Genomic DNA, 16,995 nt, shown 5'->3' with positions numbered 1-16,995 from the left:
GCTCCTCTTGGCCGGGGCGCCCGGCCGGGCACCACCCCCAACTTCCCGCGGCCCCCCCGGGGGGCCCGCCCCGGGCGGGGGGGCGCCCCGCGGGGCGCGCCCCCCCACCACCGTCCAGGCCAACAGGGCGTGCAGGAAGATCGACCGTCATCCGGTCCGGCACGCGGCCCGGATGATGCCGCCTGCCCTCCCGGACGTCGATTTTCCGATCAGCTTCAGCGCGGGTGCGGAGCCATCGCCGCAAGTCGTCGTGGCCGTATCCCTTGTCCCCGCAGGGCACCGGGGGGACGAAGGTGCCGGCTGAGCGAGACGACGGCGCAGCAGCGGCGACCGGGTGCGGGCATCCGTGCAGCGACTCGCGACCGTGGACGTCATCCCGTCCCACCAATCCGACGTCCGGCGGCACGTATCAGGTGGTCGAGGCAATCGCGCGGGTGACAGCCGTGATCGCCGGGGTGGGGCGGCCGGGGAGCCGCGCCACGAGCCCGGCGGATCTCGGGAGGTGCGCCTTCGACTGAGCTCGGCACGGCATCACCGCGCGCGAAGCCCTACGCCGTGGCTCAGGACTGCTCGTCGTTCGCGCTCGTCGGGTGGTTGCCGGGGCCCAGGCCGTACCCGGTCAAGGGAGTCGGGGAGAGATCGGTGGGTTCCTCACCGGCCTCCAGCAGCGTGTTCGCGGCGCCCACGATCAACGGGTCGGGCTTGCCCACGGCCGCGTGGTCCTTGGCCGGATAGTCGCAGCGGTCCAGGAGGCTGCGCATCGCTTCCAGCCGGCCGCGGCGTTTGTCGTTGTTCTTCACCACGGTCCACGGGGCGTGTGGGGTGTCCGTCGCCCGGAACATGTCGACCTTGGCCGCCGTGTACTCGTCCCACAGGTCGAGCGAGGCGAGGTCCGTCGGGGAGAGCTTCCAGCGGCGTACGGGGTCGACCGTGCGGATCGCGAAACGGGTCCGCTGCTCGGCCTGGGACACCGAGAACCAGAACTTCACCAGCAGGATGCCGTCCCGGGTCAGCATCTCCTCGAACAGCGGGGCCTGCTCCAGGAAGGTGCGGTACTCCGCCTCGGTGCAAAAGCCCATCACGCGCTCGACGCCGGCCCGGTTGTACCAGGACCGGTCGAAGAAGACGATCTCGCCGCGGGACGGCAGATGCGCCACGTAGCGCTGGAAGTACCACTGACCCGCTTCCCTCTCGGTGGGCTTCTCCAGGGCCACGACGCGGGCTCCTCGCGGGTTGAGCCGCTCGGTGAACCGCTGGATCGTGCCACCTTTGCCGGCGGCGTCACGGCCCTCGCAGAGCACGACCACCCGCTGGCCGGTCTCCTTCACCCAGCGCTGCATCTTCAGCAGCTCGATCTGCAGGACGCGCTTGGTCCTCTCGTACTCGGACCTCTTCACCTTCCGGTCGTACGGGTAGTTCTCCAGCCACGTGTCGACCGGGCTTCCGTCGCCGTCCAGGAGGATCGGTTTCTCCGGCCGGCGTTCGTCCACCCGGAGGCCGTCGAGCAGCTCTGCCTCGACCCGGTCCCCCTCGTCCTGGTTCTCGTCCGGCCGGGTCCTGTCGTCGTGCTCCGACATCACCAATCTCCTGATCATCCTCATGTGCCGACGCGGGTGACCGTTGCGACGGCCGGCACCCTCAGAACGGAAGGCGGCCTCGCGCCCGGCGGCCGGCGGAGCCGCTGCGGCCGACCGCGCGGGAGCTGGAACTGAAGGGTTTGCTCAGCAGCCGCCCCAGGACCCCTGGCGCCTTGGACCCGGCCCGGGAGCCGGCACCGAGACCACGCTGGGCACCGTTCTGCGGATGCCGGGAAAGGTGCGGCAGGAAGAAGGCCAGCACGGCCAGGAGGACACAGGCGGCGATGACAACGGCGATGACCATCAAGGGCTCCGGGGTCGGTGGGAATCTTCGCTCTTCTCCGCTTCTGCTGGACCGCGTGCCCCGTCCACCCGCAATCACGCCGCACCGTTCTTCCCGACCGGTTCGCTCACCTCCGGTGCGTTCTCAGCGCGTGCTGTCGTCTCCGTGGCTGCGCACGATCTCCTTCACCTTGGCCACGGCGAAGCCCCAGCCCTGCTCGACGGTCGGCTTGGCCGGCACCGCGACCTCGTCCGGGTTGGTGAGCACGTCGAGCAGCACGGGACCGGGGGTGTCGAAGGCGCGGCGTACGGCCTTCTCCAGGTCGGCCGGGTCGGTCACCCGGATTCCGGGGATGCCCATGGCGGTGGCCACGGCGGCGAAGTCGGGGTTGTCCAGGACGGTGCCGAATTCCGGCAGGCCGACCTGCTCCTGTTCGAGTTTGACCATGCCCAGGCGGCGGTTGTCGAAGACGACGAGCTTCACGGGAAGCTGGTGCGTCTTCAGCGTCATGAGGTCGCCGAGGAGCATGCTCAGCCCGCCGTCCCCGCAGAAGGCCACGACCTGCCGCTCGCGGTCCAGGCACTGGGCACCGAGCGCCTGCGGCATCGCGTTGGCCATCGAGCCGAGGTTGTAGGAGCCGATGAGCCGCCGCTCGCCCCGCATCTCGACGAACCGCGAGAGCCACACCGTCGCCATGCCCGTGTCGGAGGTGAAGACGGCGTCGTCGTCGGCGAGCCGGTCCACGACGGCCGCGAGTGCCTCCGGCCGGATGTCGTGGGTGCGGTTGTCGAGCGAGGATCGGACCCGGCCGAGCAGGCCCTTGTCGTGTGCGGGGTCGGCCAGCCGTGCCTGACCTTCGCGCCACTGCTCGAAGCGCTCACGTGCCTTCTCCAGGTGCGAGCGGTCCCGCGCACCGTCCGTCCCGGCGGGAGCGGCGGCGAGGTGGGTGAGGAGGTCCCGGACGGTCGCGCCCGTGTCGCCGACGAGACCGACGTCAACCGGCACGCGCCGCCCGATGTGGGCGGGCTCGGTGTCCACCTGGATGACGGTCTTCCCCTCCGGATACCAGTCCCGGTACGGGAAGTCGGTTCCCAGGAGCAGCAGGGTGTCCGCGTCCTGCAGGGCCGACGCGGCGGCCGGGTTGCCGATCAGCCCGGTCTGGCCGACCTGGAACGGATTGGTGTCGCCCTCGAAGCCCTCCTTGGCCTTGAGGGTGAGCACCATGGGTGCGGCCAGCCGGTCGGCGAGGGTCAGGACGTCCTCGCGAGCGGCGCGTGCGCCCCGCCCGACGAGCAGCGTGACCCGCTCGGAGCGGTCCAGGAGTTCGGCGGCCCGCCGTACGGCGGACTCCTCGGGTCGGCTGAGCGGGGCGTTCAGGGAGAACCGGGCCGGGCGGTCCGAGGTCAGTTCGCGCTCGCCCAGATCGCCGGGCACGGTCAGGACGGCGACGCCCTTGCGGCCGAGGGCGTGGCGTACCGCTGTCTCGAGCATCTGCGGCAGTTGGTCGGGCGAGGTGATGGTCGCGCGGAAGACGGCGACGTCGCTGAAGAGGGCGTCGTTGTCGACTTCCTGGAAGTAGTCGGTCCCGAGTTCGGCGAGCGGTACCTGCCCGGCGATCGCCAGGACGGGGGTGTGGCTCTTGGCCGCGTCGTAGAGTCCGTTGAGCAGGTGGACTGAACCGGGTCCGACCGTACCCATGCAGACACCTAGCGTGCCCGAGAGCTGCGACTGGGCGCTCGCGGCGAACGCCGCCGCCTCCTCGTGCCGGCAACCCACCCACTCCAGGTTCTCGGTGGTGCGGATGGCGTCCGTCAGGGGGTTCAGCGCGTCTCCCACGACGCCGAACACCTGGTGCACGCCGAGTTCGCTCAGTGCGTCCACGATGACGCGGGCTACGGTGCGGGCCACGTGAGTCCTCCGGTTTTTCAGACGGTGAATCGGTCGGGGTCGGCGGCGGTCCAGTCGGCCGCCCAGGCGGCAGGCGGCTCGGCGAGCAGCTGCCCCGGTTCGAGCCACTCGTACAACTCCTCGTAGGAGCGCTCGGTGTAGGGATCGATGCGCCGGCGCAGCATGTGCGGGCGCAGGTCGGCGGGATCGGTGACGCCCATGGACGCCATGAGCTGCAGGGCGCTGGCCACGGTCGCTTCCTGGAAGCGCTGGACGCGCGGCGTCTTGTCACGCACGTCCAGGGCGCGGGCGCGCCGGGGGTCCTGGGTCGTCACCCCGGTGGGGCAGGTGTTGGTGTGGCAGCGCTGGGCCTGGATGCAGCCGACGGCGAACATCATCGCCCGCGCCGCGTTGCCGTAGTCGGCCCCCTGCACCAGCCGTTTCACCAGATCGGTGCCCGTGGCGATCTTGCCGCTCGCACCGATTCTGATCCAGTCGCGCAGGCCCGCGCCGACGAGGGCGTTGTGCACGGTGAGCAGGCCCTCGGTCAGCGGGGTGCCCACGTGGTCGGCGAACTCCAGAGGAGCGGCTCCGGTGCCGCCCTCGCCTCCGTCCACGATGATGAAGTCGGGGGCCGTGCCCTCCGCCAGCATGGCCTTGCACACGGCGAGGAACTGCCGGCGCGAGCCCACACACAGTTTGAATCCGGTCGGCTTGCCGCCGGACAGCTCGCGCATCCGGGCGATGAAGCGGACGAGTTCGCGCGGGGTGGAGAACACCTTGTGGTACGGGGGCGAGATCACCGTCCGCCCCTCGGGCACGTCCCGCACCTTCGCTATCTCCGCGTTGACCTTCGCCCCCGGCAGGACTCCGCCGATGCCCGGCTTGGCGCCCTGCGAAAGCTTCAGGGACACACACTTGACGTGATCGTGGGCGGCCTTGTCGGCGAACTCGGCCGGGTCGAAGTCGCCGTCCGGGGTACGGCAGCCGAAGTAGCCGGTGCCGATCTCCCAGACCAGGTCCCCACCCGGCTTCAGGTGGTACTCCGACAGGCCGCCCTCCCCCGTGTCGTGGGCGAAACCTCCGGCCGCCGCGCCGCCGTTGAGGGCGAGGATCGCGTTGGACGACAGCGAGCCGAAGCTCATCGCCGACACGTTCAGCAGGGCCATGTCGTAGGGGCGGGAGCAGTCGGGTCCGCCGATCCGCACCCGCGGAGGTGTCTTCGGCACCGGGCACGGCGCCATCGACGGCACCAGGAACTCGTAGCCGGGCAGATAGACGTCCCGTTCGGTGCCGTACGGCTGCTCGGCGTCGGTGCCTTTCGCACGCTCGTAGACGATGGTGCGGACATCCCGGTCGAAGGGTCGCCCGTCGAAGTTGCGCTCGATGAAGTACTGCTGCAGCTCCGGGCGGATGCGCTCCAGGAGGAAGCGGGCGTGGCCCAGAACGGGATAGTTGCGCAGCACCGAATGCCGGCGCTGCAACAGGTCCGCGGCACCCAGCAGACCCAGCAGGGTGAGCGGTACGGCGGCCAGCCACCACCAGGGGGAGAAACCTGCCGCGGCGACGACCGCCACGATGCCGGCGGCCAGGGTGAGGACGACGATCGCAATGCGTTTCACTTCTCGCTCATTGCCCTGCGTCAGAGGTCCACTCCCGCCCTTTCGGTCAAGAAACGTGCAAGACAGGACCTATTGTCGTCCAGTCCCCCGGCGAAAGCGGCTGGGCCGCACTCAAGCGCTACATCCGGAACTCCACCGTTTTGCGCAATCACGAAGCAGCGTCGCCACGCATCTCTGGCCCGGACGCGGAGGGCACAGCAGGGTGGGCCCGGCGCACCTCTCGCAGCAGATGGTGTCGCGGTGACTGGTCTGCTGGTGTGAGCGGGCTTCGCATGCGGTGTGGTGTCGGTCGGATAAGGCGAGTGATCGGGGGTACAACAGCTGAGGCTCGTGCGGTTGCAGGGCCGGAGCATGCCCGGTTCGACGGCTGCTCCAGGTATGAACGAAGGATCGACGGTATGGCCAGCGGCACCGTGAAGTGGTTCAACTCCGAGAAGGGCTTCGGTTTCATCGAGCAGGACGGCGGGGGCCCGGACGTCTTCGCGCACTACTCCGAGATCGCGGGCAACGGGTACCGCGAGCTGACCGAGGGCGAGCACGTGACCTTCGACATCGGCCAGGGACAGAAGGGGCCGCAGGCGCAGAACATCGTCCGCGGCTGAGCGGGCCACGAAACGCAGCGCGAGGCGGCTGACCGGTTCGGCAGCCGCCTCGCTCATGCAGATCCGTGACTGGACCAGTCGGAAACTCCGCACCACGGAGGTGGCGGACACTTCGCCGACCGCGCTGTGTCGGCTACCTTTCCCCGGGCTCCGTGGCGTCGGCGCCGAACGGACGGTTACCCGCAGGGCCGGTGCTATCCCTGGGGCGGCAGTTCCACGGGGTACGGTTCCGTGAAGTCGGCCGAGCGGCTCACCTTGTCCCAGGCACTCGCCTCGGCCAGTTGGCGACGAGAGTAGTCGAGCGCCATGGTCACCGCGTTCACGCCGAGCAGCAGATGGCTCGGGACCTCGCCGCGTCGCACCGTACGCACGATGATGTCGGCAGCCCGCTCCGGGTCGCCGGCAGCGCCGGCCTCGCTCTGGCGCACCTGCCGGTTCAGCGCGCCTACCGTCTCGTCGTAGGCCTCCGGGATGGGGTGGACGGTCATGGAGGAGCCCGCCCAGTCGGTGGCGAATCCGCTCGGCTCGACCACCATGAATCGCACCCCGAACGGCGCGGTCTCCGCTGCCAGCGACCGGGTGAATCCATCGACCGCGAACTTGGCCGCCTGGTACGAGGCGATGCCCGGGGACCCGCCGACGCGTCCGCCCACCGAGCTGAACTGGACCACTGTGCCCGAGCCCTGCCGGCGCAGAGTGGACAGCGCCGCTTTGGTCACGTTGTAGACGCCCCAGAAGTTGGTCTCGAACTGGGCGCGGAAGTCGTCGTCGTCCGCCGTCTCCACCGGTGACACATTGGCGTACCCCGCGTTGTTCACCAACACGTCGAGGCGGCCGAAGCGGTCGAGCGTGGCGTCGATCGCCCTGCGGGCCGCATCGGCGTCGGTGACGTCGAGCGGCAGGACGAGGGCCCGGTCACCGTAGCCCTCCAGTTCCGTGGCGAGTGTGTCGGGGCGGCGGGCGGTGGCGACGACGAGATGGCCGGCGTCGAGGACCGCGGTGACCAGGGCGCGCCCGAGTCCGCGAGACGAGCCGGTGATGAACCAGACCTGGGTGCCGCGTTCGTGCTGAGTATCAGTCATAGGTTTAGTGCAACACCGTTCTCCTAATAATGCAACACGGTTGCGCTAAGTGTCCCTATGATGACTGCATGACTCAGGCAGCCTCCTTCCAACGGGCCCGCAGCGCGGAGGCCAAGCAGGCGCGTGAAGCAGCGATCCTGGAGGCGGCCCGGCGGCTCGGCCAGGGGCGCGGCATCCGTGAGGTGACGCTCACCGACCTCGCCGCGGAAGTGGGCATGCACAAGTCAGCGCTGCTGCGTTACTTCGAGACGCGGGAGCAGATCTTCCTCGAGCTCACAGCGGAGGGCTGGCGGGAGTGGTCCGCGGCGCTGCGCGCCGACCTGGGGGCCAGGCGGGAGGCCACAGCCGCGGATGTCGCCGAGGTGTTCGCCGAGACGCTGGCCGCACGCCCCATGTTCTGCGACCTGCTGGCCCAGGCCCCGCTCAACCTGGAGCGCAACGTGTCGCTGGAGACGGTACGCGCGTTCAAGCTTGTCGCGCTGCACGAGGTCGCTGCGATCAGCGCCGAGTTGGGCCGGCTTCTGGGGCTGGACGAGCAGCAGGCCGTCGACATGATCTCCACCGCTACGGGCATGGCGGGTGCTCTGTGGCAGATGGCCAGTCCAGGCCCTCGCCTGCGGGAGCTCTACACCAGCGACCCCCGGCTCGCGCACGCGGTCGTCGAGGTGGAACCCCGCCTGCGCCGCATCCTCACCGCTTTCCTGAAGGGCACTGGGGCGGGCACACCGACCTCTGGCTGATCTCGGGCTGCTGCCCACCGGCCCGAGCGGGCGGGAGCGATTCTTCTCCGTCACCAGCATGTACGGCCCCTCCGGCGCCGCCCAGATCAGCCCGGACCGGACCATCGCCTACGCCACGGTGACCTTCGACGCTCAGGCAGACCGGGTGCCCGTCGCGGACACCACCAGGGTCATGCGCACCGCCGAGTCCGTTGCGGACTCCCGCGTGGAAAACGCCCTGGGTGGCGGGGCGGTCAGCAACGCGACCAGCTCCTCCAACCTGAGCACCGAGTAGACAGGTGTCCTAGCCGCGGCGTCATCCTGTTCCTCGCCTTCGGCACCCTTCTCGGCATGCTCGTCCCGCTGCTGGTGGCGACAGCCGGTGTCGGTGCCGGCATGCTCACCATCGGCCTGCTGTCCCGCACCACCACCCTCGGCACCATCGCCCCTACCGTCGCCGCACTGATCGGACTGGGCGTCGCCATCGACTACGCCCTGTTCATCGTCGTCCGGTACCGCGCCGGTCTGCATACCGGCCTTTCCCCGCAGGAAGCCGCCTTACGAGTCCAGAACACCTCCGGGCGCGCCGTCCTGTTCGCCGGCGGCACCGTCATCGTCGCTCTGCTCGGGATGTTCACCCTGAGGATCACCCCGCTGACCGGAGTCGGTCTCGCCGCCGTCATCACGGTCCTGTTCACCGTCCTGGCCGCCATGACACTCCTACCGGCGCTCCTCGACGTCTTCGGCACCAGGCTGCTCACCCGTCGCCAGCGCCGCCGACTCTCCTCGAGCCCACCCGGTTCCGTCGACACCCGTGCGGAAACCGCGACCAGCGCCGGTTCCCGATACCGGTGGTCCCATCTCGTCAACCGTCACAAGGCCGCCTTCAGCGTTGTGGCGCCCGTCGTCCTCACCGTCCTGTCCCTGCCCGCCCTCTCCCTGCGGCTCGGCACGGCCGACGCCGCCAACGACCCCGCCGGAACTACTACGCGTCGGGCCTACGACCTGCTCGCCGACGGCTTCGGCCCCGGCACCAACGGCCCCCTCCTCCGGGTGTCCCCCATGCACGGGCCCGACGACACGGCGGGACTCAACCGCCTGGCCGCCACCGTGCGCCATCTCCCCGAAATCGCATCCGCCCAGGTCACGCCCACCTCTACCTGCGGCGCAGGGGTCTGGGATGGATCTACCTCTTCACCGCCGGACTCGGCGGCCTCGGCTGGCGCGTCGACCCGTTCCTCATCCCGCGCCAGGTCGTTCGGCCAACACCCGGCTACTCGGCGCGCCCGGCCCGGTCCGTCCGGCGGCCGTTCGAACCCGCACTTCCGCTCACCTGGCGCAGGCGGGACCGGGAGACGGAGAACCGGTGACGCATTGCCCGGGTACGGACCGCCGTGCCCGGGCACGGCTGCTCTCGCACGGCCATCCGAAGGACCGGGTCAGGCTTCCGTAAGAGACGCCGGCGAACCGGCCAGGCAGCCCAGGACGTCGCCGGCGCGGCGACCGCGAGCACCGCATCCCCGACCAGTACCCACACCGCGTCCCACAGCAGGCCCAGCGCCCGCACCGGGACAGGAGAGGCGAGACCGGCGCAGGTCAGGCCTCGGTACGGCGTTCCGATCTGCAGGCAGGTGTCATCGTCCCAACCCACCGAAGGCTTGTCCGGCTTGCCGCAACCCCGACGGTCGTGAGTGACGACGAAGGAGCCGGGGCCTAAGACAGGCCGGGCGCCACGCCCCTCACGGGCCCGTCGAAAGGTGCCGCGGATCAGGACCGCAGTCCGACCCGCGGCCTTGCCCTCGCAAGTGCAGTTCGATGCTTGATCGGCTGCGGGTCTAGCCCTGTGACGGGCTCAGGCGCTGACCGACCGTCAGCCATCACGGCGGATCCGAACCTTGTGGTGGAGGCCGACCAAAAGGCCCGGCAAACAGACGTCCGCAGTATGTACTTGAGAAACGCGCCCGGGATACCTTCTCTCCGCACACCTCGTTTGAATCGTTTCAATCGATCGAGCAAGAGGGATGAGACGTCATGCCCACGAGCCGCAGGAACGCGCAGTCCGTCAACGGACCTACCCGCAGAACCGTCATGACGGCGGGAGCCGGCATGGCCGCGCTCACCGCCACCGGACTCCCCTTGGCCACCGCTTCCCCGGCCACGGCCTCCGCTTCGTCCCCGGTGCCCGACAAGGTGCCGACCACCCCGGGCTCCTGGCACCGCTACGTGCAGGGTCCGTCCGGTCGCACCGTCCGGCCGGTGCGCGTCATCGCTTCCACGGGAGAGACCCGCGCCCCGGAAGCGTTGCTCAAGCGCGGTGGTGCCGTCACGGTCCTGACCCGTCCCGAGCCCGTCGCACCACCACGCTGGCCCGTGGGCACCACGGCTGAGGCCTCCTCCGCCCACGCGGGCAACAACGGCAACGACGGCCAGCCGCGCACCTACGACGCGAGCAACGCCATCGACGGCGATCCGGACACCTTCTGGAACGACGACACGATCGCCGCCTTCCCCGACACGCTCACGATCATCCTTCCCGCAGCCGAGCAGCTGTCGGGCATCACCGTGGTGTCCAACAGCGACGGAGTGCCCACCGACTTCACGGTGGAGACCTGGCAGGACGACGCCTGGCACACCGCCGCCACGGTTTCGGACAACGATGTCATCCAGCGGGCAGTCCCCTTCCCCCAGACCCTCACCACGAGCCGGGTCCGCATCACGGTCACGGCCGTACAGGACACGCCGCGCGGCGCCTTCAGCCGGATCAACGAGGTGTGGCCCGCCCCCGTGGAGGCGGTCGCTGCCCCCAGCGTGACGGTCGACTTCGGCAAGGTCGTCGTGGGATACCCCCGCATCCGCTTCGCGTCCGCCTCGGGCAACTCCCCCGGGGTACGCCTCGCGTTCTCGGAGACCAGGCAGTTCCTCACCGACCGATCCGACTTCACACGCTCCGACCAGGCGGGCGGCGCCGGCCAGGGCACCGACCAGTTCGCCGTCCCCGCCGGCGGCACCACCTGGACGGACCACAAGGGGTACCTCCGGGACGGCAAGGTGTTCGCCGACGGACTGCACGGATTCCGCTACCTCAAGATCACGCTCGACGCGCTGCCGGGGGACGCCCCCGTCGCCCAGCCCTGGGGCACCGTCCGCATCGACTCCGTCGAGCTGGACTTCACCGGCTATGTCGGGACGCCCAGCACCTACCGCGGCTGGTTCCTCTGCTCCGACGACGACCTCAACCGGTACTGGTACGGAGCCTCCTACACCAACGAACTGGTCACCGACACCTTCCGCCAAGACGACGTGGACCCCCGCAACGCCTGGAGCCCCACGCTCGAAGGCAGGCTGGTCCTGCACGACGGGGCCAAACGCGATCGCGACCCCTACGTCGGCGACCTCGCCGTCTCCGCACGCACCCTCTACCTCACCCACGACGACACGGCGGCCGCCGCGCGCAACGTCCTGGCCGACCTCGCCGACCACCAGCGCTCCGACGGCTGGATCCCCCCGGCCTCCATAGCCGGATACGACCTGCCCCTGTTCGACTATCCCCTGTGGTGGGTGACGTGCAGCTGGGACTACGTCCTCTACACCGGCGACCGGACCTACGCCACCCGCTACTATCCCCACCTGGTCGCAGTGCTGGACACCTGGTACCCGAGCGTCACCGACTCCGCCGGGCTGCTGAGCAAGGGCCTCAACGACACCGGCCGCTACGGCGACTACGCGTTTCTCGACCGCACCGGCCAGATCACCTACTACAACGCGCTGTACGTAAAGGCGCTCAACGACAGCGCCGCGCTGGCCCGTTGGCTGGGGCACGAGACCGACGCCAAGCGATGGACCGACCGAGCCGGAGCTGTGGCCACCGCGGTCAACGCCCACCTGTGGGACGACTCCGTCGGCGCCTACCTGGACTCCTCGACCGGAGCCGTACGGCACGCCCAGGACGGCAACTCCCTCGCCATCGTCTCCGGCCTCGCCGGCCCCGAGCGTGCGGCCTCGGCACTCGACCACCTCGAGGCCACCACACGTCTGCCGTACGGCAACGCCTTCATGGACAACGACACCATCTTCGGCGACGCCTCCCAGCGCGTCTACGCGTTCACTTCCTACCCTGAGATCGTGGCCCGGTTCGAGAGCGGACGAGAAGCCTCCGCCCTGGACCAGATACGGCGAACCTACGGCTGGATGGACAGCCACGACCCCGGGGTCACCAACTGGGAGGGCATCGGCCCCGACGGCTCCCTCTACGAGGGCGCCTACACGAGCATGGCGCACGGGTGGTCCACGGGTGTGCTGCCGGCACTCACACACCAACTCCTGGGCGCGCGGCCGACGTCTCCCGGATACGTCGACTGGGAGGTGAAGCCCCATCCGGGCGATGTCGCCTGGGCGCAAGGCGAACTACCGACTCCGGCCGGTCCGTTGGCGGTCGACTGGACGAACTCGGAGACGTCGTTCACCCTCACGCTCCGAGTTCCCCACGGCACCCGCGGCGTGGCATCGTTGCCGGTCGGCGAGTCACCGGCGGTGGTACGCCAGGAAGGGCGGGTTCTCTGGGACGGTCGTCGTGCACACAGCCGGCAGGTGGCGAAGGACGGCAACCGCGTCACGGTCTCCGGTCTGGGAGCGGGCCGCCACCGCTTCACCGTCTCGCGCTAGGTGACGTCTGACTGGATGAGCATCACCGCGGAGACAGCCAGCGAGTGACGGGAGGCAGGTCGGCGAGAGAGCGGCCGGCCACGGCCCGGAAGTGTTGGAGCCCGCTGAAGTGATGCTCCGGAACGTTGCGGGATTGCCCCCCGGCATCGAAAGCCGTGGATCGGCCGCCGTTCCACGGCGCCGGCCTGCGACCGAGGCAACCCGTCCCAGTGCGGGTGCTCGGACACTGCGCCGTCGTCGGTGCACGGCGGGCGAGACGGAGTGGGACATCCGCGCCGCCGTGGCGGCGCCCACCCCGGTCAGAGACGGCGTTGGCCACCGACGCCGTCTCAGCCATCGCGCCCTGCTGCAACACCAACCGAGTGACTGGTCATCTGTGCCGTCAAGATGACCGGTTACCCCCGTGCCGTCCCGTGCGACCCCGCCCTCCCCGAGCCCTCGGCCTTCGACCACGGCGTAGGAAAGGCGGACCCCCGGACCGCGTGTGTCCTAGTGACGTCGTTGCGGTTGCCGCCGGTCAGCGACACCGCGAGCGGGATGCCCTCAGCTCCTGCTGAGACGCCAGGCACGTCGAGTTCGCAGAACTGCGCTGCGGTGCCAGCGAATATCGATCGGCGTGCTGCTGGGGGGGTACACCGTGCGCATCAGGTCGACTCTCAGACCCCCAGGCGGTCACCTGCTCGGCCATCAGGCTGCGACTGAAGACGCCCAGGGCTCCGATCGCCGTCAAGTCGTGGCTGCGGCCCACGGCGGCGAGGTGGCGATCGTCCTCGAGACCGGCACACCGCTGCGGCATCGGAAGTTCGGAGGCTGTACTCCCTGTCGCCGACATCGCCAAGGGTCGCCGTCCGGGACGCGTCACGCTCACCCGCACCGTGGGAACACCGCTCCCCTGGTGCCGCCTGGCAGCCACAAATTTGGTCAATCACTTGAAATTTCGAAACTCTGGCCGAAGACTGTGCGCGTTGCCCGTCGAGAAGCAGCGAGGTGCCGACGATGACCGAGAAACCCTTTGACGACGTGGACAGGCTTGTCGACGTGCACGCACACTTCCTGACGCCCGCTTACGTCGAGGCCGCCCAGGCGGCGGGGCACCAGGCGCCGGACGGAATGCCGTGGTGGCCCGGCTGGGAGGCCGACGAGCATCTGGAGCTGATGGACAAGTGGGGGATCGAGGCGTCACTGCTGTCGGTCTCGTCGCCGGGAACCCACTTCGGAGACGACGCGGCCGCACGCCGCCTCACCAGGGAAGTGAACGACGCCGGCGCCGAGCTCCGCCGTGCTCACCCCGGCCGCTTCGGCCACCTGGCGTCCCTCCCCCTGCCCGACGTGGACGGTGCGCTCACGGAACTGGTCCACGCACTCGACGAACTCGACTGCGACGGCGTGATCGTCGAGACCAATGTCGGTGGCCGATACCTCGGCGACGCGGAATTCGCGCCCGTGTGGGAGGAGTTGTCGCGACGCCGGACGCCCGTGCTGGTGCACCCGACGTCGCCGCCCCATGCCGAGACCATCGCGCTCGGCCGGCCCCGGCCCATGCTGGAGTTCCCCTTCGAGACGGTCCGGGCGGTGAGCGACCTGGTCTTCACCGGGGCGTTCCAGCGATATGCCGGGATCCAGTGGATCTTCACTCACGGCGGTGGCCCGCTACCTTTGCTGGCGGACCGTATCGAACTGTTCCGCTCCGTGCTGGCGCCGGATGGTGACCCGGTGACGGACCAGGCGCGGAATCTGTGGTTCGACATGGCCGGAACGCCGTTCCCGAACCAAGTCCCGGCCGTAGAGCACGCGTTCGGCACGGAGCGCCTGCTTTACGGGAGCGACTACTGCTGGACCCCGTCGTTCGCGGTGGACGCCCAGCTCGCCGCCATCGACGCGGCGGACCGACCCGGCGAGGAGACGTGGCGGGCCCTGGCGGCGCGCAACGGCACCCGTCTGTTTCCGCGCGTCGCGCGGCGGAGCTGAGGGCCGCGTGCGGCAGTCAGGCTTCGCCCAGCCCGGCCTGCGCGGCATAGCGCAGCAGCACGTCGGTGGTCTGCTGGATATGGGCGGCGAGCACGCTCGCCAGGCCCTCGGCATCACGGCCGATGGCCAGGGAGAGCAAGGCGCTGTGCTCTCCGGCGATGTCCCGGGTGTGGTCGCGCGTGAGCGCTTGCGACCAGATCCGGTACAGCTCGGCGGCGTCCCGGAGCGCGGTGGCCATCGCTCGCAGACGGCGGCTCCCGCAGCCCGCGATCAGTGCCTCGTGGAACGCCCGGTGAGCAGCGATCCACTCCTCGTTGACCTCGCCGTCGGGGGTGGTCGTCGGAGTGCCCGCCAGCCTGTGGTGCGCGGCGACCAGCGCGGTCTCCCATGCGAGGTCGCCCCGCTCCACCGAACGCCGGGCCGCGAGTGTCTCGAGGTCGATCCGGGTGGCGGTCAGATCGGCGAGGTCTTCGGGGCTGAGCTCGACGACGCTGAAGCCCCGCTGGGGGTGTGCGACCACCAAGCCTTGTTCGGCGAGGCGACTCAGCGCCTCGCGGACCACGGAGAGGCTGGCCGTATAGCGCTGTCCGAGCACCGCGAGCTTCAGCTTCGAGCCGGGAGCGTGGCGACCGGCCAGCAGGTCGGCGCGCAGGCGGTCGAAGACCTCATTGCTTCGGGTGGTCGGTACGGCTGGCATCGTGCGTCACGATAACACGACATTCCGAAATTGACCTTGATTTTGTTTCCTCAGGAAAATATCGAAAATAGGAGGCTGCATGTCGTTGTCCCGCCGCTCCGTCCTTCGTGCCACCGCGGTGACGTCCGGTGCCGCGATCGGTGCCCCGTCCGCCGCTGCCGCCGCGGCGGCCCGTCCCACCACCCTGCCGCCGGCATCCGAGTTGAACACGGGCGCCCATCTGGTACTGCTCGGCACCGCCGCCGGTCCCGTCCCGATGCAGGGACGCACCGGCATTGCGAGCGCCCTGCTGGTCGACGGCAGGATTTACCTGATCGACCTCGGGCACGGCGCGTTCGACCAGTTCCAGAAAGCCGGAATTTCCGCGGCCGCCGTGGACGCGGTGTTCGTCACGCACCTGCACTCCGACCACCTCGCCGACCTCTTCACACTGCTCTGGCTGCGTTTCGGCGGCGTCAACGCGCTCTCGCACCCCGTCACGCTCTACGGACCCGGCTCCGCAGGGGCATTGCCCGCGCCGTCGTCGGGGCAACCGGTCGCGACCCTCGCGCCGGACAACCCGACACCCGGACTCGCGGATTTCGTCGAGAAGTCGATCTCCGCGAGTGCCTATGACATCAACCTCCGCATGCGCGACGAGAACTGGCCCGACATCAGGAACCTGTACCGCGTGCACGAGATCGCCGTGCCCGAGGTCGGCGCGAGCCCGCTCGGCGAGATGGCTCCCTTGATGGATCCGTTCCCCGTGATGTCCGACGCCCATGTGGAGGTGAGCGCCATTCTGGTCGCCCACCCGCCGGTGTTCCCGTCATTCGCGTTCCGCTTCGACACGGAGTACGGGTCGGTCACGTTCTCCGGTGACACCACGATCACGCCGAACATGGTCACCCTGGCCCGCGGCAGCGACATCCTGGTGCACGAGGCCATCGACCTGGACATCGTGAAGGCGGCGGGTCTCACGCCGGAGCAGTTGCAACACCACGAGAACAGTCACGCGGACGTGACGCGGATCGGCCCCGAGGTGGCCCGGCCGGCCAGGGTGAAGACGCTGGTGCTGTCGCATCTGGCCCCGGGCAGCAAGGAGATACCCGACAGCCGGTGGAAGAGCCAGGCAGGCAAGGGCTACAACGGCCGGGTCTACGTAGGCAACGACCTCATGCACATCCCGTTGGGCAGGTGAACTCCCGCCTCAGGCGGCGAAGTCGGCCCGGTCGATCGCGGCGTCGAGATCGGGCAGCGGCCGGGTGCAGATGTCGTGCGCCTCGGCGGCACCGATGCCGAACATGCGCAGCAGATCCTCGGTCACCTGGTCGGTGGCTTCGGCGTCGTCGTAGTCCGGGCGGCGGTGCAGCAGCCAGCCGAGACTCAGGGCGGCGCCCGCGACGGTGACCAACGCCAGTTCGGGGTTGCGCACCGTGAACCGGCCCTCGCGTGCGGCGTCCTCGATGTCGCGGCGGGCACGCGGAGCGAGCCCGTTGTCGGACGTGGTCAGTTCGAACCCGTAGTGCAGCAGCACCTTGCTCAGATCGGGCTGGCGTCGGTGCAGGCGCCCGGTCAGGCGGAAGCTCTGCGAGAACACCTGTGCCGGGTCGGCCAGGTCCGCGGTCAGCTCGTCCAGCAGCGCGCCGTGGGTTTCCAGTGCGGCTTCGACCGCCGCCCGGAAGAGATCCTCCTTCGACGCGAAGTGGTTGTAGAACGAGCCTGTTCCCACGTCCGCGGCCTTGGTGATCTCCAGGACGGGGACGCTGGTCCGACCTGTCGCGATGAGCGCCTGCGCGGCCCGGACGAGGGCCGCGCGGGTGTGGGCTTTGCGGCGCTCCAGCCGGCTTGAAGGCTGCTCGGGCATGCGTCTCCCTCTGTCGTTCGGTCAACCAGCTTAGTCAGTGCTGAGGAAAT

Annotated in this window: 14 protein-coding genes; 7 read left to right on the top strand and 7 right to left on the bottom strand. The window is 69.7% G+C overall.

The genetic code is table 11. The features are described from left to right. Window positions 1-560 precede the first annotated feature (560 nt). The 4 genes from ppk2 to ACIQJT_RS37980 form a co-directional block, all read right to left on the bottom strand. Window positions 561-1,577 (bottom strand): polyphosphate kinase 2, encoded by a 1,017-nt coding sequence (ppk2, locus tag ACIQJT_RS37995; RefSeq protein ID WP_365463965.1) that lies wholly within the window; start codon window positions 1,575-1,577, stop codon window positions 561-563. Window positions 1,578-1,638: 61 nt separating this feature from the next. Beyond that, on the bottom strand, window positions 1,639-1,881 hold the full coding sequence (locus tag ACIQJT_RS37990) for a DUF6411 family protein (protein WP_402650173.1): 243 nt from the start codon (window positions 1,879-1,881) through the stop codon (window positions 1,639-1,641). Between the two features lie 123 nt (window positions 1,882-2,004). After that, a complete protein-coding gene (locus ACIQJT_RS37985) occupies window positions 2,005-3,768 on the bottom strand; it encodes a thiamine pyrophosphate-dependent enzyme (protein ID WP_402650172.1) in 1,764 nt (587 codons plus the stop codon). A 17-nt stretch (window positions 3,769-3,785) separates the two neighbouring features. Continuing rightward, window positions 3,786-5,369 (bottom strand): FMN-binding glutamate synthase family protein, encoded by a 1,584-nt coding sequence (locus tag ACIQJT_RS37980; RefSeq protein WP_402650171.1) that lies wholly within the window; start codon window positions 5,367-5,369, stop codon window positions 3,786-3,788. Between the two features lie 398 nt (window positions 5,370-5,767). Between ACIQJT_RS37980 and ACIQJT_RS37975 the strand changes: the two genes are divergently transcribed. Continuing rightward, a complete protein-coding gene (locus tag ACIQJT_RS37975) occupies window positions 5,768-5,971 on the top strand; it encodes a cold-shock protein (RefSeq protein WP_097276311.1) in 204 nt (67 codons plus the stop codon). 194 nt (window positions 5,972-6,165) lie between these two features. Here the strand turns inward: ACIQJT_RS37975 and ACIQJT_RS37970 are convergent, their stop codons facing one another. Further along, complete coding sequence (locus ACIQJT_RS37970) at window positions 6,166-7,053, bottom strand: SDR family NAD(P)-dependent oxidoreductase (protein ID WP_402650170.1); 888 nt, start codon at window positions 7,051-7,053, stop codon at window positions 6,166-6,168. A gap of 68 nt (window positions 7,054-7,121) precedes the next feature. Here ACIQJT_RS37970 and ACIQJT_RS37965 point away from each other — a divergent pair, with 68 nt between their 5' ends. The 5 genes from ACIQJT_RS37965 to ACIQJT_RS37945 all read left to right on the top strand — a co-directional run bounded on the left by ACIQJT_RS37965 (window position 7,122) and on the right by ACIQJT_RS37945 (window position 14,402). Beyond that, entirely contained in the window at window positions 7,122-7,793 is a 672-nt protein-coding gene (locus ACIQJT_RS37965) for a TetR family transcriptional regulator (RefSeq protein ID WP_402650169.1), read from the top strand. Window positions 7,794-7,851: 58 nt separating this feature from the next. Further along, window positions 7,852-8,067: a hypothetical protein gene (locus tag ACIQJT_RS37960; protein WP_402650168.1), complete on the top strand. Its 216-nt coding sequence runs from the start codon at window positions 7,852-7,854 to the stop codon at window positions 8,065-8,067. Between the two features lie 23 nt (window positions 8,068-8,090). Next, window positions 8,091-9,467 (top strand): MMPL family transporter, encoded by a 1,377-nt coding sequence (locus ACIQJT_RS37955; RefSeq protein WP_402650208.1) that lies wholly within the window; start codon window positions 8,091-8,093, stop codon window positions 9,465-9,467. A 336-nt stretch (window positions 9,468-9,803) separates the two neighbouring features. Beyond that, entirely contained in the window at window positions 9,804-12,434 is a 2,631-nt protein-coding gene (locus ACIQJT_RS37950) for an alpha-L-rhamnosidase C-terminal domain-containing protein (protein ID WP_402650167.1), read from the top strand. 996 nt (window positions 12,435-13,430) lie between these two features. Beyond that, complete coding sequence (locus tag ACIQJT_RS37945; protein ID WP_402650166.1) at window positions 13,431-14,402, top strand: amidohydrolase family protein; 972 nt, start codon at window positions 13,431-13,433, stop codon at window positions 14,400-14,402. 16 nt (window positions 14,403-14,418) lie between these two features. Here ACIQJT_RS37945 and ACIQJT_RS37940 read toward each other — a convergent pair whose 3' ends face one another. Further along, entirely contained in the window at window positions 14,419-15,099 is a 681-nt protein-coding gene (locus tag ACIQJT_RS37940; RefSeq protein WP_402650165.1) for a GntR family transcriptional regulator, read from the bottom strand. A gap of 79 nt (window positions 15,100-15,178) precedes the next feature. On the opposite strand from ACIQJT_RS37940, the gene ACIQJT_RS37935 reads away from it, so the two are divergent. Next, window positions 15,179-16,279, top strand: coding sequence for an MBL fold metallo-hydrolase (locus ACIQJT_RS37935; protein WP_402650164.1), 1,101 nt, complete (start codon window positions 15,179-15,181; stop codon window positions 16,277-16,279). Window positions 16,280-16,288: 9 nt separating this feature from the next. Here ACIQJT_RS37935 and ACIQJT_RS37930 read toward each other — a convergent pair whose 3' ends face one another. Then, window positions 16,289-16,945, bottom strand: a complete 657-nt coding sequence (locus tag ACIQJT_RS37930) for a TetR/AcrR family transcriptional regulator (protein WP_365463997.1) — start codon at window positions 16,943-16,945, stop codon at window positions 16,289-16,291. Between the last annotated feature and the right edge of the window lie 50 nt (window positions 16,946-16,995).

Source organism: Streptomyces sp. NPDC091972, assembly GCF_044756385.1.
Taxonomy (GTDB): domain Bacteria; phylum Actinomycetota; class Actinomycetes; order Streptomycetales; family Streptomycetaceae; genus Streptomyces.
The sequence above is the reverse complement of the archived record's forward strand: the minus strand, read 5'-3'. Positions and strand labels throughout refer to the sequence as shown.

Bases quoted from the DNA above. Each gene is read 5' to 3' on its own strand.
- ppk2 (WP_365463965.1), bottom strand. From the start codon at position 1,577: ATGTCGGAGCACGACGACAGGACCCGGCCGGACGAGAACCAGGACGAG.
- ACIQJT_RS37990 (WP_402650173.1), bottom strand. From the start codon at position 1,881: ATGGTCATCGCCGTTGTCATCGCCGCCTGTGTCCTCCTGGCCGTGCTG.
- ACIQJT_RS37975 (WP_097276311.1), top strand. From the start codon at position 5,768: ATGGCCAGCGGCACCGTGAAGTGGTTCAACTCCGAGAAGGGCTTCGGT.
- ACIQJT_RS37970 (WP_402650170.1), bottom strand. From the start codon at position 7,053: ATGACTGATACTCAGCACGAACGCGGCACCCAGGTCTGGTTCATCACC.
- ACIQJT_RS37965 (WP_402650169.1), top strand. From the start codon at position 7,122: ATGACTCAGGCAGCCTCCTTCCAACGGGCCCGCAGCGCGGAGGCCAAG.
- ACIQJT_RS37960 (WP_402650168.1), top strand. From the start codon at position 7,852: ATGTACGGCCCCTCCGGCGCCGCCCAGATCAGCCCGGACCGGACCATC.
- ACIQJT_RS37950 (WP_402650167.1), top strand. From the start codon at position 9,804: ATGCCCACGAGCCGCAGGAACGCGCAGTCCGTCAACGGACCTACCCGC.
- ACIQJT_RS37945 (WP_402650166.1), top strand. From the start codon at position 13,431: ATGACCGAGAAACCCTTTGACGACGTGGACAGGCTTGTCGACGTGCAC.
- ACIQJT_RS37940 (WP_402650165.1), bottom strand. From the start codon at position 15,099: ATGCCAGCCGTACCGACCACCCGAAGCAATGAGGTCTTCGACCGCCTG.
- ACIQJT_RS37935 (WP_402650164.1), top strand. From the start codon at position 15,179: ATGTCGTTGTCCCGCCGCTCCGTCCTTCGTGCCACCGCGGTGACGTCC.
- ACIQJT_RS37930 (WP_365463997.1), bottom strand. From the start codon at position 16,945: ATGCCCGAGCAGCCTTCAAGCCGGCTGGAGCGCCGCAAAGCCCACACC.